23 protein-coding genes are annotated in these 21,863 nt (G+C 63.9%); 13 read left to right on the top strand and 10 right to left on the bottom strand.

Going from position 1 to position 21,863, the window contains the following annotated elements; all coding sequences use genetic code 11:
- Positions 1-512: 512 nt before the first annotated feature.
- Positions 513-941, bottom strand: a complete 429-nt coding sequence (locus AC1VNY_RS09400; protein ID WP_482404935.1) for a DoxX family protein — start codon at positions 939-941, stop codon at positions 513-515.
- A gap of 296 nt (positions 942-1,237) precedes the next feature.
- Positions 1,238-1,432 (bottom strand): hypothetical protein, encoded by a 195-nt coding sequence (locus tag AC1VNY_RS09405; protein ID WP_016847326.1) that lies wholly within the window; start codon positions 1,430-1,432, stop codon positions 1,238-1,240.
- A 152-nt stretch (positions 1,433-1,584) separates the two neighbouring features.
- On the opposite strand from AC1VNY_RS09405, the gene AC1VNY_RS09410 reads away from it, so the two are divergent.
- Positions 1,585-1,785 carry a hypothetical protein gene (locus AC1VNY_RS09410; RefSeq protein ID WP_016847327.1) on the top strand — a complete coding sequence of 67 codons (201 nt, stop codon included), beginning with the start codon at positions 1,585-1,587 and terminating at the stop codon, positions 1,783-1,785.
- 74 nt (positions 1,786-1,859) lie between these two features.
- Here AC1VNY_RS09410 and AC1VNY_RS09415 read toward each other — a convergent pair whose 3' ends face one another.
- The 3 genes from AC1VNY_RS09415 to AC1VNY_RS09425 form a co-directional block, all read right to left on the bottom strand.
- A complete protein-coding gene (locus AC1VNY_RS09415) occupies positions 1,860-2,264 on the bottom strand; it encodes a response regulator (RefSeq protein ID WP_212056196.1) in 405 nt (134 codons plus the stop codon).
- 291 nt (positions 2,265-2,555) lie between these two features.
- On the bottom strand, positions 2,556-2,747 hold the full coding sequence (locus AC1VNY_RS09420; RefSeq protein ID WP_016847329.1) for a hypothetical protein: 192 nt from the start codon (positions 2,745-2,747) through the stop codon (positions 2,556-2,558).
- A 471-nt stretch (positions 2,748-3,218) separates the two neighbouring features.
- Entirely contained in the window at positions 3,219-4,013 is a 795-nt protein-coding gene (locus AC1VNY_RS09425) for a class II aldolase/adducin family protein (RefSeq protein ID WP_038383472.1), read from the bottom strand.
- Between the two features lie 187 nt (positions 4,014-4,200).
- Between AC1VNY_RS09425 and AC1VNY_RS09430 the strand changes: the two genes are divergently transcribed.
- The gene (locus AC1VNY_RS09430) at positions 4,201-5,697 is read left to right on the top strand and encodes a M81 family metallopeptidase (protein WP_482404936.1); all 1,497 of its coding nucleotides are present in this window, start codon (positions 4,201-4,203) and stop codon (positions 5,695-5,697) included.
- The gene (locus tag AC1VNY_RS09435; protein ID WP_482404937.1) at positions 5,694-6,704 is read left to right on the top strand and encodes a glutathione S-transferase N-terminal domain-containing protein; all 1,011 of its coding nucleotides are present in this window, start codon (positions 5,694-5,696) and stop codon (positions 6,702-6,704) included. Before AC1VNY_RS09430 ends, AC1VNY_RS09435 begins: the two co-directional genes overlap by 4 nt.
- A 39-nt stretch (positions 6,705-6,743) precedes the next feature.
- On the opposite strand, the gene AC1VNY_RS09440 is transcribed toward AC1VNY_RS09435, so the two are convergent.
- The 5 genes from AC1VNY_RS09440 to AC1VNY_RS09460 form a co-directional block, all read right to left on the bottom strand.
- The gene (locus AC1VNY_RS09440; protein ID WP_253594718.1) at positions 6,744-7,373 is read right to left on the bottom strand and encodes a 2-hydroxychromene-2-carboxylate isomerase; all 630 of its coding nucleotides are present in this window, start codon (positions 7,371-7,373) and stop codon (positions 6,744-6,746) included.
- A gap of 506 nt (positions 7,374-7,879) precedes the next feature.
- Positions 7,880-9,796 (bottom strand): flavin-containing monooxygenase, encoded by a 1,917-nt coding sequence (locus AC1VNY_RS09445; RefSeq protein ID WP_253591509.1) that lies wholly within the window; start codon positions 9,794-9,796, stop codon positions 7,880-7,882.
- Between the two features lie 9 nt (positions 9,797-9,805).
- A complete protein-coding gene (locus tag AC1VNY_RS09450) occupies positions 9,806-10,579 on the bottom strand; it encodes an SDR family NAD(P)-dependent oxidoreductase (RefSeq protein ID WP_253591510.1) in 774 nt (257 codons plus the stop codon).
- Complete coding sequence (locus AC1VNY_RS09455) at positions 10,576-11,220, bottom strand: TetR/AcrR family transcriptional regulator (RefSeq protein ID WP_075968242.1); 645 nt, start codon at positions 11,218-11,220, stop codon at positions 10,576-10,578. Before AC1VNY_RS09455 ends, AC1VNY_RS09450 begins: the two co-directional genes overlap by 4 nt.
- Complete coding sequence (locus AC1VNY_RS09460; RefSeq protein ID WP_482404938.1) at positions 11,217-12,710, bottom strand: AMP-binding protein; 1,494 nt, start codon at positions 12,708-12,710, stop codon at positions 11,217-11,219. Before AC1VNY_RS09460 ends, AC1VNY_RS09455 begins: the two co-directional genes overlap by 4 nt.
- A gap of 171 nt (positions 12,711-12,881) precedes the next feature.
- On the opposite strand from AC1VNY_RS09460, the gene AC1VNY_RS09465 reads away from it, so the two are divergent.
- The 10 genes from AC1VNY_RS09465 to AC1VNY_RS09510 all read left to right on the top strand — a co-directional run bounded on the left by AC1VNY_RS09465 (position 12,882) and on the right by AC1VNY_RS09510 (position 21,833).
- Positions 12,882-14,141 carry an ABC transporter substrate-binding protein gene (locus AC1VNY_RS09465; RefSeq protein ID WP_038383532.1) on the top strand — a complete coding sequence of 420 codons (1,260 nt, stop codon included), beginning with the start codon at positions 12,882-12,884 and terminating at the stop codon, positions 14,139-14,141.
- Between the two features lie 98 nt (positions 14,142-14,239).
- Positions 14,240-15,142 (top strand): branched-chain amino acid ABC transporter permease, encoded by a 903-nt coding sequence (locus tag AC1VNY_RS09470; protein WP_482404939.1) that lies wholly within the window; start codon positions 14,240-14,242, stop codon positions 15,140-15,142.
- Complete coding sequence (locus tag AC1VNY_RS09475) at positions 15,139-16,167, top strand: branched-chain amino acid ABC transporter permease (RefSeq protein WP_069275404.1); 1,029 nt, start codon at positions 15,139-15,141, stop codon at positions 16,165-16,167. Before AC1VNY_RS09470 ends, AC1VNY_RS09475 begins: the two co-directional genes overlap by 4 nt.
- The gene (locus AC1VNY_RS09480) at positions 16,164-16,943 is read left to right on the top strand and encodes an SDR family NAD(P)-dependent oxidoreductase (RefSeq protein WP_482404940.1); all 780 of its coding nucleotides are present in this window, start codon (positions 16,164-16,166) and stop codon (positions 16,941-16,943) included. Before AC1VNY_RS09475 ends, AC1VNY_RS09480 begins: the two co-directional genes overlap by 4 nt.
- 2 nt (positions 16,944-16,945) lie before the next feature.
- Positions 16,946-17,704, top strand: coding sequence for an ABC transporter ATP-binding protein (locus tag AC1VNY_RS09485; RefSeq protein WP_482404941.1), 759 nt, complete (start codon positions 16,946-16,948; stop codon positions 17,702-17,704).
- Complete coding sequence (locus AC1VNY_RS09490; protein ID WP_038383499.1) at positions 17,701-18,417, top strand: ABC transporter ATP-binding protein; 717 nt, start codon at positions 17,701-17,703, stop codon at positions 18,415-18,417. Before AC1VNY_RS09485 ends, AC1VNY_RS09490 begins: the two co-directional genes overlap by 4 nt.
- Before the next feature lie 109 nt (positions 18,418-18,526).
- A complete protein-coding gene (locus tag AC1VNY_RS09495) occupies positions 18,527-19,726 on the top strand; it encodes a CaiB/BaiF CoA transferase family protein (RefSeq protein WP_482404942.1) in 1,200 nt (399 codons plus the stop codon).
- Positions 19,727-19,742: 16 nt separating this feature from the next.
- On the top strand, positions 19,743-20,519 hold the full coding sequence (locus tag AC1VNY_RS09500; protein WP_482404943.1) for an enoyl-CoA hydratase/isomerase family protein: 777 nt from the start codon (positions 19,743-19,745) through the stop codon (positions 20,517-20,519).
- Positions 20,520-20,975 carry a MaoC family dehydratase gene (locus AC1VNY_RS09505; RefSeq protein ID WP_016847346.1) on the top strand — a complete coding sequence of 152 codons (456 nt, stop codon included), beginning with the start codon at positions 20,520-20,522 and terminating at the stop codon, positions 20,973-20,975.
- 3 nt (positions 20,976-20,978) lie between these two features.
- Positions 20,979-21,833, top strand: a complete 855-nt coding sequence (locus AC1VNY_RS09510) for an HpcH/HpaI aldolase/citrate lyase family protein (RefSeq protein ID WP_482404944.1) — start codon at positions 20,979-20,981, stop codon at positions 21,831-21,833.
- The last annotated feature ends 30 nt before the right edge of the window (positions 21,834-21,863 follow it).

The raw sequence follows: 21,863 nt of genomic DNA on the forward strand, positions 1-21,863 counted from the left end.
ATGCCCTGAAAGCCGGCCCGCTCGCGCACCGAAAACCTTAACGGGATCGGCAGTATCAAGCCTCTCGCGCGATATCACTGCCGGCAACCCAGACTGGCGTTGCCGATTAACGGTTTTCTACCAATTGGTGTCAGTCTAGGTCATTGCGGTTAGGTCGCGACGAGCGACAACGCATTCCGGAATGCTCAACCTGACCAGCCCGGTTGGCGGTCTCCCTATGGGGCCCACGATGATCAAAGGTTTTGCGATTGCAGCCCTCGCGCTGCTAGGTGCATCGCAGGTAGACCAGTATCTCACCCACGGCCGATACACCGACGCCACCATGATGATGGTGAGACAGATGAGGCACTCCTTTGGGATTTAGCAGTCCCGGGCTCTATGCAACCTTAGGGGTTCCGCTCTAGTGAGGACGAGCGCAGGGGTGTACTGCGCCTTGGGCTTACCGGCGGCCCTAGCTACCTGAGCTAGGGCCGCTCCTCGGCTCGTCGATCCTCACATGACGTCGCTCAAGTTCATGCAGGCGCCTTTTGCAATCGTCGCTCCCAAGGCAGCGCCGGCACCTTCAATGCGAAGGCGCCATCGCCGAGCAGTGCTTGGGCGAGTAGCATCACCGCCCAGACAAAGGGCATTTCCCATCCGCCTTCGACGAACCAGAAGTTCTTACGGACCATCCAGAAGTGCGTGGCACCGAGCATCATCGGCAGCGTGTACAAGCTCACCCAGCGGGTATAGACGCCGAGCAGCAATAGGATGCTCGCCGCGAATTCCGCGCTCAACGTGTATGTGAGCACCCATTCTGGATATCCGGCTTTCAATAGGCCGTTCCACCAAAGACCGATCGGCTTCAAGATGAACTTGCCGTAGAGCGCCGCCAGGAACAGCCCGGCAATCGTAATCCGCAAAATGAACGCAGCGTAAGGCGCAGTCCTTTGGTCGATCATCGCATGCTCCCAATGAAGCGGAAGCGCATGGTCCGAAGGTCTACTGGCAGGAGATCGTCCGACGGAACGGCGCGACCGCAAATACTAATAAAAGAATGCAGCCATTGGAGGCGCTGCGCGCGATGCAGTCTATCCGTAAAAACCCGGACGGCATGCCGGCAAACCGGAGCCACCGTATTCATCCGGAATGGAAGTTCGCCCCGCACCGCAGCATATACCCAGTGTTCATCGAGTTCATATTTGCATTTCGCCCGGCCGTCTTAATTGGCGGCCGGGCTTTTGTGTGCCGATCGGTGCTAGTTCTTCTTGAGATCGCGCAGTTTACGCATGTAGTAGCCGTGGCTCTGGACCGCCTGTCTGATCTCCTCGCTGACCCTGACGACCCTCCTTCTGCTCTTGCGCCACTTACCTTGAGCGCTGACAGCCGGCACCGGAAAACCCTTTCTCACGACGAGCAGATCATGTCTGACATTGAAATACACCTCGACCATGTAATCTCCCAAAACCGTTAAAAGTATTGGTCCAGAGCAGATCGCCGTTCGCCGAAATGCAACCGGGTCTTTGGCGCTCGCCTGTGAATATCAAGGACAAGCGGCGTGCTCGTCGATCCTGAGACGGTATTTTCTGTTTGGATGTTGTTCGTATGCCGCACCCAACGACCAACGACTATCTGGACGAATATGATCGGGAGCTAGACGAGATCGTTGCCGCCTGCGACGGCGATGTGCGCAGCGCTCTGAGGGCTCTCTTGCTGGTCAACGAGCAGTTGGAGCGCATCCTAAATTGTTTGAACGCGGAACTGATCGAGCACGTGTCGCGGCATCGACGGCAGACGGTGCACTAAGCCGCAAATGGGCTCGGGCGAAACATGACGCAGCCTAGAATGCCGCCATCTGTGTCGCAAACCCGGTGGCGCGGCTATGGCAAGTCCTTTGGACAGAGCGGAGACGTACCAACATTCAACAGTTGAGAGACGGCAGTCACCAATTGGGCAGGCGCAAATGGCTTCGTCAAAAGGATGCTGTTGGGCACGCCGTTCGCAGTCCATTGCTCGGCGCTGGCGCCGGTCATGTAAACGATCGGAAAATCGGGATGCATTTCTCGGACACGGCGAGCAAGCTGCCAGCCATCCATCGTATTCGCGCCGAGATTTACATCGGTGACGAGGGCTCGATACTTATCTCCGCTGTCTCGCAACAGGCTCAACGCCTCATCGCCCGACGAAACGCCAAATGGCGCAAAGCCCGCCTCGCTAAGAGCACCGCTAATGAAGCTGTGGACCAAATGCTCGTCATCGACGATTAGGATATCGATAGTGTCCAAGGGGCCACCTCCCGCCGCAGCGTTGAGCGAGTTCCAAATTGACGCCCTGGCAGGAAGATGGTTCCCTTCGGGACGCATAAAGTCGCTCCCCTCGGTTCTTGCGTTTCATCATTCGAGGGGCCGGCGGTGTTCTCCCGTGTCGATCCAGATGGACATCTCATCTGCCGGGGGCCTTGCGTCAGCCAAATGGCTTCGCACCGCTTGACAAAGAAAGGGTCCCACACGTGCGGTCTCCCAAGACGCCCGCCTGGTATTCCGCACGTAATTCAGGCGACGAGACGTAGATTGGTCTCAGGTTGCTTTGCGAGGCTGCCAATGATCCGTCGCAACTCGGCCGCGACGCCGTCGATTTTCCTTCATTCGCGTCGAATGATTGTAGACCTTGCCGGTGACGGTGGGCACGGCGACCTCGGCCTTCTTGCTCGAGGAATGATCGAGGCAACGTGCGATCCACGCATCATCAAAGCCAAGATCGCCGGCCAAGGTCGCCGCCGTCCGCGTAGATCGTGCTGATCGCCGAGCGGGCAGGCGAAGACGTATTGCTTGTTCGATGCCCTGAGCGCCTCGCGGGCAATCTCGACCGCCAGGTCGGACAGCGGCTGCTGGATCACTCGGCGCTTCTTCACGCGCTTGAGGGGCACGTCAAGTTCTACCCATTGCTCGGGGCCCATGGGTGCGATCGGCTCCCAACTTTCCCTAAGCTCTCTTCAACAGGGAGGGCGGAACGAAGAGCAAAGCTCGGGCGAAACACGCCGCGAGAACGCGGATTTGTGACTCACAGATCGTGCAACAATTTCAGCGTTGTCCCGGCGAAGGCCGGACCCATTACCACGAATGCGAATTGTTGCGCGACGCTGGGGCCACGGCCTGTTTTTCAACAAGGCTACCCTGTGGTTATGGGTCCCGGCCTTCGCCGGGACGACGAATGGAGAAAGCCTGCGCCGGCTTTCGCTCTCAATCCCGATACGACGGATCCGCCCGGTCGAGCTTGCGCAGCAGAGCGGGCCAGGCGAGTTCGCCGTTGCGGGCGGCGCGGCCGGGCTTCGGCAGCATCCGCTCATAGGTGTCTTCGAGGATATTTTGCGGCGGATAGATCAGCTTGGTGTTGCAGGACAGCGCCATCACCTGGGTCTGGCAGGCGCGCTCGAGGCGGAACAGCACGTTGAAGGCGGCGGGCACGGTGCGGCCGACGACCAAGAGGCCATGGTTGCGCAGAATCATCGCCTCGTTGTCGCCGAGGTCGCGGACCAGGCGTTCGCGCTCGTCGACATTGTCGGCGATGCCCTCGAAGTCGTGATAGGCGATGTGCAGGAAGCGCATCGAGGTCTGCGCCAGCGGCAGCAGGCCGCATTCCATCGCCGAGACCGCCATGCCGGCCGGGGTGTGGGTGTGCGCGACGCAATCCATGTCGTGCTTGGCCATGTGGATAGCGCTGTGAATGACAAAGCCGGCGACGTTGACGTCGTAGTCGGTGGCGTTGAGCAGCGTGTTGCCCTCGACGTCGACCTTGATCAGGCTGGAGGCGTCGATCTCCTCATACAGCATGCCGTAGGCGTTGATTAGGAACTGGTCGGTGGTGCCGGGCACGCGGCAGGAGATGTGGTTCGCGATCATCTCGGTCATGCCGTAGATCGCCGTCAGCCGGTAACAGGCGGCAAGATCAACGCGGGCCTGCCACTCCTCGGCGCTCACCTGCTCGCGGACGGATTTGACGACCTTGATCGCGGGCGAGCTGACGGGGGGATTCATGGCGTTCTCTCCTCGAGATATCTGCGGGGCCGCGGCCCGGTTGTTGCCGCGGACCATAGCAGAATCCGTGCGGCGGCAAGCTGCGCTGCGCCTGCGTATTTGCAGGGCTGGCGGGCAAAAACCGAATGCGGATTGGCGCGCCGCGCCTTCAATGCCACAATGCGGAAAACAGCCGAGGCGCACCAAAATGAGCGATCGCAAGATACGTATCGCCGTCCTGCATTTCTCCCACGAAACCGTCTCGTTCCTGCCGAACGAGACCACGCTCGACGACTTCTTCTATCCGGGCTCGCCGGCCAAGGGCGAGGCGCTGCTGCAGTTCGATCCCAAGAACTATATGGGCGGCTTTGTGCAGGTGGCACGCGAGTTCTCCGAGGTCGAGCTGGTCGGCATCGAATCCCCGCTCTGGCCGAAGACCTACACCGGGTCTGGCTGGATCACCCAGGAAGCCTATCGCACCTTTACCGGCAAGATGATCGACGGGCTGAAGGAGGAGGGCCCGTTCGACGGCGTCTATCTGTGCCTGCATGGCGCGATGGCCGTGCGCGACGTGCCGCGGCCGGAGGCCGATCTGGCGCGGCAGGTCCGCGAAGTGGTCGGCCGCTCCGCCTTCATCGCCGCAACCTTCGATCTGCACGGCAATGAGGACGAGACGTTCCTCGAGCAGGCGGACATGGCGTTCGCGGTGAAATATTTCCCGCATTACGACGCGCATCTGCAGGGTGAACGCGCCGCGCGCATGCTGGTGCGGGCGATCCGCGGCGAGTACAAGCCGGCGCACAGGACGATCAAGGTTCCCGTGATCTCGCCCACGGTGCTGCAATGGACCGGGGCGCGGCCTTGGATGGATCTCGTGCAGCGCGCGCTGGTCTGGGAGGCCCGTGAGGTCGACGTCTACGTCAACATCTTCTTCGGCTTCCCGTTCGCCGACGTTCCCGATGTCGGCATGACCGTTCAGGTTCTGACCAACGACGATCCAAAGCTCGCCGAGCAAATCGCGCGCGATCTCGCCGGCACGATCTGGCGGTTGCGCGAAGCCTTGCTGCAGTCGACCAGATTGCACAGCATCGCCGAGGGCGTCGCGCTGGCCAAGCAGGCCGTCGCCGCTGGCAACACACCGGTGGTGCTGGCCGATCACAGCGACCGGTCGGGTTCGGCGACCTGGCTGCTGCGTGAGATCATCGCGCAGGACCTCGCCAACACTGTCATCGCAACCATTGCCGACGCCAGGGCGACGGCAAGCCTCAAGGCCGCCGGCGCCAAGGCGGGCGATGCCTTCGACATGGAGATCGGCGGCCTTGCCGACGAGTCGGCGGGCGATCCGGTTCGGATCCAGGGCACCATCTCAGCTGCGGGCGAGGGCTATGGGCAGTTCTGGGTCTGCGTGCGCTTCGGCCGCAACAATGTACTGATCCTGTCCACCTATCTGGTGCAGGTCATGGAGCCGTTCTCGCTCAAGGCGCTGGTGCCCGACATCGGCACCTTTGACGTGATGGCGATCAAGTCGCGGGTGCACTTCCGGCGCGGCTTTGACGACAACGGTTTTGCCAGGACGATCCTGCTGGTCGAGCCGGATCAGCCGTTCCTAGGCACGACGCGCCTGGACAAGCTGCCCTACAGGAACGTCGACCTCACGCGGTTCTATCCGTACGGCAATCCGGCGTTTTCGGAGCAATCGTCATGACGGAGGGACGCTATCGCCTGATCGGCTCGACCGCCTCGCCCTATGCGATCAAGTTGCGCGCGCTGATGCGCTACCGCCGGATCCCGCACGATTGGGTGATCATGACCAAGGCTTTGCGCGAGGCAACCGCGCATCTGAAGCTGATGCTGATCCCGGTGTTGCAATATCCCGACGGCAGCTACCGCGGCGAGACCACGACGCTGGCCTATGATCTGGAAGCGCGGCATCAGGGACGGTCGGTGATTCCGGAAGACAGGGCCATCGCTTTCATCTGCGATCTGCTCGAGGACCTCGCCGACGAATGGGCAGTGAAGCCGTTGTTTCTCTATCGCTGGTGGGATCCGGAAGATCAGGCCTATGTCTCGCGCTGGGCCGGCGAGGAGTGGTCGACGTCGGAGGCCGAGGCCGGCAGCCGCGAGGAGATCGAGGAGTTCCGTCTGCGGCAGATTTCGCGCATGGTCATTCTCGGCGCGACGGATGAGAACAGGCCGCTGCTGGAAGAGAGTTACCGGCGGACGCTTGCGGCGTTCGAGCCGCATGTCGGCATGACGAATTATCTGTTCGGCAGCCGGCCGTCGCTGGCGGATTTTGCCTGGTTCGGCCAGCTCAGCGAGATGGCGACCGACCCGACCCCGATGCGGATCATGCGCGAACGTGCGCCGTTCACCGACCACTGGGTGCGGCGGCTCGACGATGCGTCAGGTGTCGAGGGCAGCTGGTATCCGCGCGATCAGGCGCTCGGCGGATTCGCCGAGGCGCTGCTGCGGATCGCCGGTGAACTCTATCTTCCGTTCCTGGCTGCCAATGCGGATGCGTTCGCAAAGGGCCTCGAACGGGTCGAGATCAACGTCTGGGGATTGCCCTACGCGCTGGCGCCATTCAAATACCAGGTCAAATGCCTGCAGCAACTGCGCGAGAAGCTTGTCGCGCTCGATGCTGGCGATCGTGCGGCGTTGAAACCCGTGCTGGAACGGACCGGGTGCTGGGCTATCCTGGTTGGAGGCTGATCGATCAGGGACGATAGGCAGATTCGAAACGGTCGGCGCCTACGTCCGGTGCCGGCTCCCAAGCGCGATTGCGATCGTCTCCGGCTGCTTGATCCGCTCGATCAGCATGTCGATGCGGTCGCCGCCCCAGAACAGCTCGCCGTTGAACACCATGCTGGGCACGCCGAACACGCCGAGCGCTTCGGCCTCGTCGATAATGCGATCATGTTCGGCGCGGGCAGGGCCGCGAACATAGGCCTCGAAGGCCTCAGTGGAGCCACCGACGGCGGTGATCACGCCGGCAATCTCGGACAGCTCGTCGATCTCCAGCTCGTGGTTCCAGAATTTCCGGAACACCGTGTCGTGATAGGGCCGGAATAGCCCGTGGCGCTGCGCGAACAGCATGCCGGCGCTGGCGTAGAAGGCGTCATAGATCCGGCGCGGGCCCTTCATGGTCAGTCCCTGCGCGTTGGCGAACCGGCGCGCATCCATATAGGCGTAGCGCACCTTGCGCCAGAAGTGCGGCGTGCGCTCCTCGACCGTGCCCATGAATTCTGGAATGCGCAGCGTGTAGGGCAGCCATTCCAGCTCGACGCCGTACGTCTCCTCAAGCTCGAACAGCCGCTTGTTGGCGACATAGGCATAAGGAGACTTGTAGTCGGTGTAAATTCGGACCCGCGGCTTTTCCATCATCGTTCCTCACCTCGTCGGGATAATTGTTCCCGATCCCGCGCTGTGGCGCAATGCGGCGTGACGAAGGGGAAATCGCGGGCAAACGAACGGGCCCCGGTGCAGTCAAGCATCGCGGGGCCCTGCTACTTCGTTTTAGCGAAGGATCTCTGGTGTAGACCAGTGGTGTTTCGGGACCTAAAAGCGCGTGGCCTTTGCGCTCCTGTCCTGCGGATATGTTCAGATTGTCGGCAGTGCACGCGGCTAGCAGCTGCTGTTCGCCTCAACGTGCACCGAGACCTTGCCGCTGAGCAAGGTCGCTGGCTTTCGCCGGTGGCGTCATGCTCCTCTCCAAGAGGTGGGCCGACGGACCTCTGTCCGCTTCTGCTGCCTGGCGGCCGATCCCATAATCGTCCGTCAATTCCTGCGACGCGAGGAGCGAACGCTCCAGCACCCCACAGGTGCAGTCAGCGAAATGCTGCGGCAGTTATGGCGATCTGTCAAGTTAACGAGCGGGGTAATTCAGGTCAGGATTCCTGTCGCGACTTTCGATATTGGGTGAAATCCGGATCGTGCGTCATCTTCCAGTAGTCGACGAACCGCCACGGCATCGCCGAGAACACCCGGCCGCTTCTGTTGCGGTAGTAGGTCGTCATGCCCGGATGCGTCCAGATCAGTTGCTCATGCTCGGTGTCCACGTCGCGGATATACGTGTCATGCGCGTCGGGATGCACGTCGATCGCGGCGATGTCGTTCTCGATCATCTCGACAAGGCAGGCGGAGATGTAGCGGCTCTGGCACTCCGACTGGAAGATGACGCTGCCGCCATGTGCAGGCCCCGAATTGGGCCCGAGCATCAGAAAGAGATTGGGGAAATCAGGCACGGTGAGGCCGAGATAGGCGGTCGGATTGTCGTCGTGCCACGCCTGCTTGAGGTTCTTGCCGTCACGCCCAGTGATGTTGAGCCGTGCCGCCATCTCGGAGACCTTGAAGCCGGTCGAGATCACGATGACATCGTGCTGCCGCGATGTGCCGTCGGCAGTGACGATTCCGTCCGCGGCGAAATGGTCGATCTTGTCGGTGACCAGCTCGACATTCGGTTTGGTCAGCGTCTTGAACCAGTTGTTGTCGAGCAGGATGCGCTTGCCGTACGGCGGATAGGTCGGCATGCATTTCTCGATCAGGTCGGGGCGATCCTTCAGCTCGGAGAGAATGAAGTCGGCGAGCTCCTGGCGATGCCGGTCGTTGCCCTTGTTGACGGCGCGGTCCGGATGCGGCCAGGCCGGATCCTTGCGCAGGAACGGCAGCAATCCGTCGCCGTAGCGCCAGAACATGTTGAAGCGATACCACTGCACATAGAACGGCAGATGCGCGAGCAGCCACTGCGCACCTTCGGTGATCGGATCGGAATAGCCTTTCACCGGCCGCGCCCACTGCGCGGTGCGCTGGTAGACGGTGACTGAGGCGACGCGGTCGGCGATCGACGGCACCAGCTGCATCGCGGTCGCGCCGGTGCCGATCACGGCAACATGCTTGCCGTCGAGCTTGATGTCGTCGGACCACAGCGCCGAATGAACCGTCAAGCCGGTGAAGTCCCCATCTCCCTCAAAGCGAGCAGGCAAGGGATCATTGAGCTGGCCGATTGCGCTGACCAGCGCCGTGGACTCGAAGGTCTCTTCGCCGCCCGCGGTCTTCAGCGTCGAGATCCAGCGCCGCTTGCCTTCGTCCCAGCGCGAGGCGACGAGCTCGGTATTGAGGCGGACGTGCTTGCGGATGTCGTATTCGCGCACGACCTTGAGCAGATAATCGAGCAATTCCTGGCGCTGCGCGAAATAGCGGGTCCACGGATTGCGGGCGCCGAACGAGAAGGAATAGGAGTGGTTCGGCGTATCGACGCCGCAGCCGGGATACCGGTTGACATACCAGGTGCCGCCGATCTCGTCCTGCTTCTCGACAATCGTATAGGGAATGCCGAGCCGGCCGAGCGCAACGCCAAGCGCGATCGCGCAGACCCCGGCGCCGACGATCAGCACATGCTGCTGCGCCAGCTTCTCGCCAGAAGGGCGCTCGCGCCAGCGCGCGTCGCGCGGAACGAAGCCCATCTCCTCCCGCATCAGCGGGGCATATTCCGGCGCGACATTCTCGCCGAGCGTCGCGCGCATCATCCGCAGCATCAGCTCATCGCCGGGATCGGTGATGACGGGCTTGGGCGTGCCGTGCGCGAACAGGTTCAGGACGGCCGCGCGAATCTCGTCCTGGATCTCCTTCGGCACGCCGGCGTCGGGATCCGGGATCAGGCGGACGTCGCGCTTCGGCTTGTAGGGCGGCTCGAGCCACTTCTCGTCGCCGGTCATGTGCACCAGCACCATCAGTAGCACGCGGATGTCGCCCTCGGCGATGGCGGAGGACAGATCGAGGTGTTTGCGCGGAAGCTCGATATTCATGCGTTATCCTCAGCTGCGTGGGGCTTCCGGCAGGCCGCCATAGGCCGCCCAGGTGGTGCCTGCGATGTAGCCGGCATCGACCGGCAGGTTGATGCCGGTGACGCCGCTGCTCTGCGGCGACAGCAGCCAGGCGATCGCCTGCGCCACTTCGATCGGCTCGACCAGCCGGTTCATTGCTGTCGGCCGTGCCAGCAGATTCTTGTCGAGGGCGCCCGATGCGATGCCGGCTTCGAGCGCGGCCGTGCGGGTGAAGCCGGGCGACACCGCGTTGACGCGGACGCCGGTGCGGCCCCATTCGGCGGCGAGCGTCTGCGTGATCTGGATGACGCCGGCCTTCGCCGCGGTATAGGCGTGGATCGGGCCCGACGTCATGCCGGCCACCGAGGCGACGTTGACGATCGCGCCGCGCCGCCGCTTCGCCATAGCGATGCCGACGCTGCGCGCGACCAGGAAGGTGCCGCGCAGGTCGATATTGACCTCGCGGTCCCATTGCTCCATCCGCACCCGTTCGATCGCGTGCATCTTGCCGAACACGCCGGCGGCGTTGACGAGGCCGCTGATCGGACCATGCGCGGTCTCGATATCGGCAATGCCCGCGACAACGGCGCTCTCGCTCGCGACGTCGAACGGCGCCGGCCACAGGACGGCGGCTGTTCCAACCAGCGGCTCGGGCGCGATGTCGACGATGACGACGCGATGCCCCTGATCGGCGAGCAGTGTCGCGGTCGCCGCGCCAATGCCGCGGCTGCCGCCGGTGACGAGGATGGTGCCCTCAGCGCTCATGATTTTCTTCCCTTGTCGCTGGTGGTGAACAGGCCGCGGGTGACCAGCTTTTGATAGGCCGTGATCACATAGTCGGGCACCGCCGTGACGCCGCGCTCGGAATAGGAGTAGCGGCGGCTGAGATAACCGCGTGCGCCCATCAGCACCTGGACGATGGCCTCGAATTCCTCGTCGCTGAACGCGTTGGTCGCACCGGCAGCCCGTGCGCGTTGCAGGATCCGCACATAGGCGCTCGAGATGTTGTCGAAATGCTTCTGGTAGCCGATCGGCGCGAAGAATTCGGCTTCGTTAAGGATGCGCAGGAATTCCGGCACCTCGCGGATGAAATCGAAGAAGGCGCTGAAGCGCTCGACCTCCTGCCGGGCCTCGCTCGCGGTGCCGGTGCGCGCATGGATGAAGCGGACCATGTCGAGGCCTATCTTCGGCAGCAGCTGGTCGAGCAACTCCTGGCGGTTCTCGAAATGATTGTAGAAGGTGCCCTGCGCGACGCCGGCGGCTTCGGTGATGCGCGCGACCGAGGCTTCGGCATAGCCGTATTTGCCGACGACCTTGGTCGCTGCGTCGAATATCTTCTGCTTGGTCCAGGCGTTGCGTTCGACCCGGTTGAGCTTTGTCACTTTGGCGGATGTCGCTTGCGTCATGCGGTGGCCTCGAGTTCGGCGCGGAGCACGCGTTTGAGCACCTTGCCGGATGGATTGCGCGGCAGGCTGTCGCGGATGACGAGCTGCCGCGGCACCTTGAAGCCGGCGAGCCGTGTCCGGCAGAAGTCGGTGAGACCGGGCAGGTCGAGCTTGGCGTCGTCGGCCAGCACCACGATGGCGACCGGCTTCTCGCCCCAGCGCGCGTCCGGCAAGCCGATCACCGCGACCTCGCGCACTTCAGGCATTTCGTAGATGACGCGCTCGACCTCGGAGGAGGCGATGTTCTCGCCGCCGGAGATGATCATGTCCTTCTTGCGATCGGTCAGATAGAGGAAGCCGTCGTCGTCGAGATAGCCGACATCGCCGGTACGGAACCAGTCGCCGAAGAACGCGGATGCGGTCTTCTCCGGATCCTTCCAGTAGCCCTGCGTGACCTTCGGGCCGCGCAGGCAGATCTCGCCGTTCTGGCCGGCCGGCAGGTGCTTGCCGGCATCGTCGCGGATCTCGATCTCGACATGGGCGATGGCGCGGCCGGTCGAGCCGATCTTCTCGATCTCGCGGCCCGCGTCCATGAAGGTATCGCCGCCGCAGCTTTCGGTGAGGCCGTAGGCATCGATGTAGCGCGCATTCTTGAAATAGTCCGAGAAGGCGCGGATGCGGAGCTCCGGCGTCTTCTCGCCGCCACCGATCGCCCATTGCAGGCTGGAGACGTCGTAGCGCTCGCGGTTCGGGCAGGTGAGGAGCGCCGTGGTCATGACCGGCGCGAACCATGCCGCGTTGAGTTTCTCCCGCTCGATCGCGGCGAGCGCCGGCTCGGGCTCGAAGGTGCGGTGAATGCACAGCATGCCGCCATGCCAGAGCACCGCGATGCCGGGCAGGTCGAGCGCACCGACGTGATAGAGCGGGCCGATGACGAGCAGCCGCGTGTCGGCGTTGAGCCCGAGCACCAGGGTCTGGTCGGCGGACTTCCAGTAGATGTTCTCGTAAGTGAGCATCACTCCCTTGGGACGATCCGTCGTGCCCGAGGTGTACATCAGCCGCATCAGGTCGCGCGGCTGGCGCACATGGATCGGCGCCGGTGCGATGTCGGGCGCGAGGTTGGTGACGCTGGACTGCGCGACCTCATCGAGCAGCACGACCGGCGCGCCGGTCGCGATCGCGGCAAATTCCTCGTCGGCGACCAAGAGGCGCGCACCCGAATTGCCGACGATGTAGCCGACCTCATCGGCCGACAGGCGATAGTTGATCGGCAGGAACACCGCGCCGATATGGCTGGTCGCGAACGCCAGCTCGAGAAAGGCCGTGCTGTTCTTCATCAGGACAGCGACGACATCGCCGGGCGCGATCCCGCGCCCCGCGAGCCAGCCGCCGACCTGCCGGATCCGCAGATCAAAGTCGGCGTAGGAGACGTCCTCGCCGCGATATTTCAGCGCACAGCGGTCCGGGGTCCGCCTGGCATGAAATGCGATGAAGCTGGAAAGGTTGATCATTTGCCGCTGGCGGGGCCGATTCCGGCGCCGTTTTCTCCCTAGATGAATTATGAGTCGTAATTCATCTTTGGCTTGACGTCACCCCCCTTGCTCTGAAAACATTGTGGTCATGGAGACGAAACGATCTCCGGCAGGGATTTTGGGAACGCGAACCCGACAGGGAGGGGAATGATGAAGAGGACCCGGAAACCGGGCATCACCCGGCGCTCGACGCTTGCGCTGATGGGCGCCGGCGCGGTGAGCTTTGCCGCGCCGTGGGTGGCGCGCGCACAGGCCAAGACGATCAAGATCGGCATGCCGACCATTCTGTCGGGCCGCGTCGCGCAGCTCGGGACGTCCTCGCGCAACGCGGTGCTGCTGGAGGTCGAGAAGGTCAATGCAGCCGGCGGCCTTGCCGGACGGCAGATCGAAATGGTGATTCGCGACTCCAAGGGGCAGCCGCAGGAAGCTGCGCGCATCGCGCGCGAGCTCGTCAACACCGACGGCTGCGAGATGCTGCTTGACGGCGAAGCATCCTCGGGATCGTTCGCGGTTCACGAAGTGGCGCGCGATCTCGGCGTGCTCTGCATCCACACCTGCTCGGAAGCGTCATCGCTGACCGCCGATCCCAAGCAGCACATTCCGAACGCCTTCCGCTGCGTGCGGCAGGGCATTCATGACTCGATCGTCGGCGCCAGCTACGCGGCAGGGATCGCCAAGGCCAAGGGCCTGAAGAAATGGGCGACCTGTTCGCCCGACTACGCCTATGGCCGCGACACCACAGGCGAGTTCGTGCTGTACCTGAAGAAGTTCGCGCCCGACGTCGAGATCATCAGCGAGTCCTGGCCAAAGCTGTTCCAGCCCGATTACACCGAGGTGGTGACGAAGATCCTGCAGGCCAAGCCGCAGGCGCTCTATTCCTGCCTGTGGGGCGGCGATCTCACCTCCTACATCGACCAGGCCAACATCTACGCGATGTTCACCCAGATGGAGGTGTTCGCGGTCAACATGGCCGACTACACCGCGCTTACGGTGGTGAAGAACCTGCCCAAGGGCATCCACTCCGGCGACCGCTACATCAAGACATTCCCGCCGACGCCCGAAAATGCCGCCTGGGGCGACGCCTATAAGGCCAAGTACAACGAGTATCCGACCAACTGGTCGTGGCAGAACGCCACGGCGGTCATGTTCCTCAACGAGGCCGTCAAGAAGGCGAACTCCACCGACGGCAAGAAGGTCGCGGAGGCGCTCACCGGCCTCACGATCAAGTGCCCGTTCGGCGCCGACGGTACCGTCACCATGCGCGCCGACGACCACACGCTGGTCGGTTACGCCATCGGCTGGGGCACCACGATCCCGCAGGAGCCCTATGTGCCCGATGTGAAGGCCGGAGACTGGAAGACCATCTTCGAGCTCGAAGCCGAGTGGAAGAAAAGCAAGGGCTACACCTGATCCGCGTGTGCGGCGGAGGCGGCAGCCTGCTGCCTCCGCCTTGCATCTGATGTTTGTCGCGCGCCGACGTTGCGGCCCGCCGTGATGGATGATTTTCCGTGGACCTCGACGCGCTCGCCAGTTGCCTCGCCAGCCCTGCTTGCCTGGTGACGCAAACCACCAGCGGCCTGATCATCGGCATGCTGCTGTTCCTTGTCGCCGTTGGGCTGACGCTGATCTTCGGCGTGCTCAAGGTGGTTAATTTCAGCCACGGCGCCTTCTATATGTTCGGCGCCTATTTCGCGATGACGGCCTATCAGCTCACCGGCAGCTTCGCGCTGGCGATGCTGAGCGGCGCCGTCGGCACCGCAATCCTCGGCCTGATCTTCGAGCGCGTGTTCATGAGCCGGGTCTACGGCCGCGACGTGCTGATGCAGCTCCTGGTCTGCTACGCCTTCGTGCTGATCTTCGACGACGTGGTCCGCATGATCTGGGGGCCCGAATTCAGGTCGATGGGCATGCCGGCCGCGTTCCAGGTGCCGCCGCTGTTCGTCGCCGGCGGCGTGGTACCGCCGTATTATCTGCTCTTGATCGGGGTGGCGCTCGCCGCAGCCGTTGTTCTCGGCCTGGGGCTGGCGCGCTCGAGGATCGGCAAGGTGATCCGTGCGGCCGCGCATAATCCCGGCATGGTCTCGGCGCTGGGGATCAATACCGGGCTGATCTATGGCGGCGTGTTCGCGCTCGGCGGCATGCTGGCGGGACTGGCGGGGGCGCTTGCTGCGCCGGTGCGCTCGCTGACGCCAGGCATGGGGTTCTCGGTGCTGATCGAGTCCTTCATCGTGACCGTGATCGGCGGCATGGGCTCGATCCTCGGCGCGCTGATCGGCGCGCTTTTGATCGGGCTGATCCGCTCGTTCGGATCGCTTGGCTTTCCGCTGTTCACCGAGGGCCTGATGTATCTGTTCATGGTGGTCGTGCTGGTGTCGCGTCCGACCGGGCTGTTCGGCAAGGAGGTCGCATGACCGAATTGCAGGCCGGGCAGGGCACGCAGCCCCTCGATGTTGCCCGGATCGACGCCAGGCCGCAGCGTTACCGCGATGTGCTGATCGCGCTCGTGGCTTTTGTGCTGCTCGCGCTGCTTCCGGTGCTGTTCGGCAGCAAGCAGCTGCTCGACTTCGTGATCCGCTGCGCCGCCTATGGATTGTTCGCGACGTCGCTCAACCTTCTGGTCGGCTACACCGGACTGATCTCGTTCGGCCACGGCATGTTCTTCGGCCTCGGTGCCTATGGTTTCGGGCTGATGATGCAGAAGACCGGTGTGCCGATCCCGGTGGCCTTCGTCGCCACGCTGGCGATGACTCTGGTCGTTGCCGTCGTCATCGGCGCGATCTGCGTGCGGCTGAAGGAGATCTACTTCGCATTCGTCACGCTGGCATTCCAGATGCTGATTCACTCGACCATCCTGTCGTGGCAATCGCTGACCGGCGGCGACCAAGGCCTGCGCGGCGGGATTCCGCGGCCGCCGTTTCTCGGCATCGATCTGTCGAACCATCTGCATCTCTACATCACGAGCTGCGCCCTGCTGGTGATCGGCCTGCTGCTCATGCGCCAGATCGCGCAATCACCGTTCGGCTACACGCTGCGCATGATCCGCGACAACGCCACCCGGGCGAGCTTCATCGGCATCGATGTCTGGCGCGCCAAGCTGACGATCTTCGTGCTCGCCGCGCTGTTCGCCGCGACCGGCGGCATCATTATGGCGCTGTTCGTCTCCGGCGCCTATCCCGAGTTTGCCTATTGGACGATCTCGGGCGAGGGCATCTTCATCAACATGCTCGGCGGCGTGACAACCTTCCTCGGACCGATGGTCGGCACGGTGCTGCTGCTGATCCTCAACGATACCGTTACCCGCCTGACCGAGTATCACGGCATTGTGCTCGGCATCGTGATCCTGTTCTTTGCCATCGGCCTGCGAAAGGGCCTGATGGACTTCGTCGTCGAATGGTTCGCGCAGCGTCGCGGAGAGGCCGGGGAGCGCGCGCCATGAGTGCACAGACGCGGATCAGTGTCGTTACCGGCGGCGCCAGCGGCATCGGCGCGGCGTGCGTGCGTGAGCTCGCGGCGGCCGGCGATCTCGTCGCCGTTCTCGACCGCGACCACGCCAAGGCGCAGACGGTTGCGGCGGAAGTCGGCGGCAAAGCGTTTGCGGCCGACGTGGCGGACGAGCGCAGCGTCGAGGCCTGTGCGGCCGCGATCGAGCGCGACTGCGGCCCGGTCGCGGTGCTGGTCAACAGCGCCGGCATCATCCAGGTGCCGGTCCGGCCGCACGAGCTGCCGATGACCTCCTGGGACGACGTCGTGCGCGTCGACCAGCGCGGCACCTATGTCGCCTGCGTTGCCTTTGCGCGGCAGATGATCGCGCGCAAGCGCGGCAGCATCGTCAACGTCGCCTCGATTGCCGGCATGCGCTCGATGCCGCTGCATGCCTATGCGCCCGCAAAGGCAGCGGTGATCGCCATCACCGAATGCCTCGCGGCCGAATGGGGGCCGTCCGGCATCCGCGTCAATGCCGTTTCCCCCGGCTATGCGCTGACGCCGGCGCTGAAGAATGCCATTGATCGCGGAGAGCGGGATGTCTCGGCGCTGGCTGCCAATGCAGCACTTCGCCGCCTCGTCGACCCCTCGGAGATCGGCCGGGTCGTCGCATTTCTGGCCTCCGATGCAGCCTCGGCGATGACCGGCGCCAACGTGCCGGTCGATTGCGGCTGGCTCGCCGGCACATCGTGGAGCACCTATGGTGGCCTGCGGGAGGCGAGCGGCTAGCCATGCTGGAGATTCGCGGACTCTCGAAATCCTTTGGCGGCGTCAAGGCGACCGACGACGTCTCGCTCGACTTCGCCGACGGTTCGCTCACCGCCGTGATCGGTCCCAACGGCGCCGGCAAGAGCACGTTCTTCAACCTGATCACGGGCGCGCTGCGGCCGGACGCCGGGCAGATTTTGCTCAACGGCGTCGACATGGCGGGTAAGGCCCCGCCGGAGATCGTGCGCCATGGCATCGGTCGCGCCTTCCAGGTCGCGAGCATCTTCCCGTCGCTTACGGTGGAGGAGACGATGCTCGCTGCCGTCTGTGCCGATCAGCGCCGCGCCGGCGTGATGCATCGCCGGTTTCCGCTGGCCGAGACGCGTGACCGCGCCGAGCATGCGATGGAGCTGCTCGGCCTCGCCGGCAAGCGCAACCGGACCGCGGCGACGCTGTCGCACGGCGACCAGAAGCTGCTCGATATCGCGCTCGCGCTGGTGCTCGAGCCCAAGGTGCTGCTGCTCGACGAGCCGACCGCGGGCATGGGCACCGAGGAGCGCTGGCGCATGATCGACAAGGTGCGTGAGCTCTGGGAGAAGCAGAAGATCACCGTGGTGTTCATCGAGCACGACATGGACATTGTGTTCAAGATCGCGCCCCAAATCGTCGTGCTGTGCTATGGCCGGATCCTGGCGACCGGAACGCCGGATGCGATCCGCAGGAATGATGCCGTGATCGAGGCCTATCTCGGCAGCGACGACCACGCGGGAGCGGTGGCATGAGCGCGCAGCCGGTGGTGCAGGTCGAGGATCTCGACGTCTATTATGGCACCAGCCAGATCCTGTTCGGCGTCGGGCTGTCGGTGCGGCAGGGCGAGACCATGGCGCTGCTCGGCCGCAACGGCGCCGGCAAGTCGACCACCATGAAGGCCATCATGGGGCTGGCGCCGGCGCGCCGCGGCAAGGTGACCCTGCGCGGCCAGGTGGTCTCAGGAATGCGGCCGCATCACATCGCACGGGCCGGGCTCGGCTTCGTGCCGGAAGACCGCCAGATCTTTCCCGAGCATACGGTGGAGGACAATCTCGTCATCGGCCAGAAGAAGGGACCGGATGGCGAGGACGAGTGGTCGATCCGCCGCGTCTATGACGTGTTCCCGCTGCTCGAGCCGCTGCGGCACCGGATCGCCGGAAGGCTCTCCGGCGGCGAGCAGCAGATGCTGGCGATCGCCCGCACGCTGATGGGCAATCCGGTGCTGCTGCTGCTGGACGAGCCGAGCGAGGGGCTGGCGCCGATCATCGTGCAGCGCATCGGCGAACTGCTGCGGCAGCTCCGCGGCACCGGTGCCACAGTATTGATCGCCGAGCAGAACATGCATTTTTGCCTTGGCCTTGCGAGCCACGCGACGGTTATCGACAAGGGACAGATCGTCTACACATCCTCCATCGAAGAGCTGAAGGCCAACGACAACATCCGGCAGCGCTATCTGGCGCTGTAGGGCATGGTCCGGAAAGGCGCGCAGCGGTTTTCCCGCGCGACAAACGCGTAGGGCTTGCGCGGGGATCATGCTCAAAGGACAGGGCTCTTCGACAGCGATGGGAGGACAAATGGCGGGCAAGCTGACGCCGACGCATGAAGCGCCGTATCGCGGGTTGAAGGTACTCGATTTCGGGCAGGGGATTGCCTCGCCCTATTGCGCGATGCTGCTCGGCGTCTACGGCGCCGACGTCATCAAGGTCGAGCCGCCGGAGGGCGACTGGTCGCGCTATCTCGGCACGACCTACGGCAATCACACCACTCTGTCGGCGGTCTACAACCGCGGCAAGCGCAGCCTCTGCCTCGACATGAAGCACAAGGACGGGATCGCGATCGCGCAGCTTCTGGCGCGCGAGGCCGACGTCCTCATCGAAGGATTTCGTCCCGGTGTCGCAGAGCGGCTCGGGCTCGGCTATGAAGGCCTGTCGCGCGACAATCCCGGCCTGGTCTATCTGTCAGTCAGCGGCTTCGGGCAGAGCGGCCCGTACGCCAAGCGGCCCGGCTCGGATTCGGTGGCGCAGGCGTTCTCGGGGCTGGTCTCGGTCAATCTCGGCGCCGATGGCGTGCCGCATCGGGTCGGTACCACGATTTCCGACGTCGTCACCGGCGTCTATGCGTTCCAGGCCATCGCTACGACGCTGTTCGCGCGTGCCACCGTCGGCACCGGCCGCTGGATCGACGTCAATCTCTGCCAGTCGACGTCTGCGCTGCTCGGCCACAAGGTCGCGGAGTTCATCCTCGAGGGCGGCGCGCCGCGCGCGCTGAACGTTCCGGCCGGCACCTACCAGACCCAGGACGGCTGGATGATGGTCACCCTGGTGAACGAGCCCCAATACAAGCGGCTGTGCGCTGCGATCGGCCGCGAGGATCTCGCCGGCGACCCGCGTTTTGCCGACTTCGCCCGCCGCGCCGACGCGGCCGATGCGCTGATCCCGCAATTGCGCGACGTGTTCCTGACCCAGGCGACGGACGCCTGGCTGACCCGGCTGCATGCGGCCGATATCATCGCCGAGCGGATCCTCAATCCCGGTGAATGGCTGCGCAACGCCCATGTCGAGGCGACCAGGGCGTCGGTGCGCCAGGACACACCCGGCGTCGGCGCGGTCTACACGCCGCGCACGCCGGGGATCGCGAGCCTGTCCGAGGATCACCTTTGCCCCGCGCCTGACGTCGGGCAAGATAGCCGCGCCGTGCTGACGGAGGCTGGTTTCGGTTCCGCCGAGATCGACGGCCTGCTGCTGTCGGGCGCCGTGCGGCAGGCCAAGAGCTAACGGGAGGCAACACATCATGAGCACCGACCTCGTTCGTTACTCGGTCACCGACCAGATTGCGGAGATCGTGCTGGATCGCGCGCCGGTCAACGCACTCAGCATTCCCCTGATCGACGCGCTGCTGGCGGCGCTGGCGAAGGCCCGCGATGATGAGGCGGTGCGGGCTGTGATCGTCAGCAGCGCCCATAAGGTGTTTTGCGCCGGCCTCGATCTCGACATCGTCAGGGGCAAGCCCGCGATCGAGACCAAGACATTCCTCGAGCGGCTATACTTCGCGTTGAACGATACGCAGTATCGCATGGGCAAGCCGACGATTGCGGCGATCGATGGCGCGGTACGCGCCGGCGGCATGACGATCGCGATCTCCTGCGACATGATTGTCGCGGGCGACGGCTCGACATTCGGCTATCCCGAGATCGATGTCGGCCTGATCCCAGCGATCCACTTCGTGCAGTTGCCGCGGCTGGTCGGAAAGCACCAAGCATTCGGCCCGCTGTTCCTTGGCGAGCCCCTCGATGCCGCGACCGCCTTTCGCATGGGGCTGCTCAGCGAGGTGGTGCCGAAGGGCACCGCGCTCGCGCGGGCTCGCGAGATCGCACGCAAGCTCGCGGCGAAATCGCCGATCGTGATGAAGATCGGACGCGACGCCTTCATGCGTGCGGTCGATGCCGATTTCCGCCGCTCGGTGGAAAACACGGCGGAAAGTTTTGTTGTGGTCGCATCGACGGAAGACTGCCAGGAAGGGCTGAATGCGTTCGTCGAGAAGCGGGCACCCAATTACAAGGGACGGTAAATGGCTGGATTGTATTTCGAGGAGTTCGAGATCGGGCAGGAATTCCACCACGAGTTCAGCCGGACCGTGACCGAGATGGACAACACCATGTTCAGCCTCCTGACCATGAACCCGCAGCCGTTGCATATCGACGCACATTTCTCCGAGAAGACCGAGTTCGGCCAGCGACTGTTCAACAGCCTCTATACGCTCGGCATCATGATCGGCATGAGCGTGTACGACACGACATTGGGAACCACCGTCGGCAATCTCGGCATGACCGACGTCAAGTTCCCCAAGCCGGTGTTCCATGGCGACACGCTGAAGGCGCACACCAGGATCATCGGCAAGCGCGCCAGCAAGTCGCGGCCGACCCAGGGCATCGTCGAGTTCGAGCACACCATGACCAACCAGCGCGGCGAGGTGGTGGCCAGTTGCCGCCGCACCGGCCTGATGCACTGCAAGCCGAAGGCGTAAGCGATGCGATCGTTCCTGTTCGTTCCCGGCGACAGCACCCGGAAGTATGAAAGCGCGAAGAAGACCGCGGCCGACGCGCTGATTCTCGACCTCGAGGATTCCATCGCGCCGGACCAGAAGGTCGTCGCGCGCGGGATCACGCGCCGGATGCTCGATGCGCGCAACCCGGAGCAGAAGCTCTATATCCGCGTCAACGCGCTCGACACCGACCTGACGCTCGGCGATCTCGCCGCCGTGATGCCCGGCAAGCCCGATGGAATCGTGCTGCCGAAATGCGCCGGCGCCGCCGACCTCAACAGGCTCGCGCTCTATCTCGACGCATTCGAGGCGGCCTCCGGTATCGCGCAGGGCACCACGCGGATCGTGACGGTCGCGACCGAGACGGCGCGGGCGGTCCTGAAAATCCTCGATTTCGAGAACATGAGCCCGCGGCTGTGGGGCATGATGTGGGGCGCGGAGGATCTCGCGGCCTCGCTCGGGGCAACGCGCAACCGCAGCGATGGCCGCTATCACTCGCCTTTTATCCTGGCGCGCGATCTCTGCCTGATCGGCGCGGCCGCCGCCGGCGTCGTCGCGATCGATACCATCGCGACCGACATCAACGATCTCGATGCCTTAAAGGCCGAGGCGATCGCGGCGCGGCAGGATGGCTTCCTCGCCAAGGCCGTGATCCACCCCAAGCATATCGACGTCGTCAACGCGGCATTCATGCCGACGGATGAAGAAATCGCATGGTCGGAGCGGGTGATCGCCGCGTTCGCCAATAACCCATCGGGGGTCGCCAAGATGGACGGCAAGATGCTCGACAAGCCGCATCTGCGCGCCGCCGAGAAGATCCTGGCGTCGCGCAGGAAATAGTCGGCAGGCGGGCCGGACACCGCCATGTTG

The organism is Bradyrhizobium ferriligni, assembly GCF_056837965.1.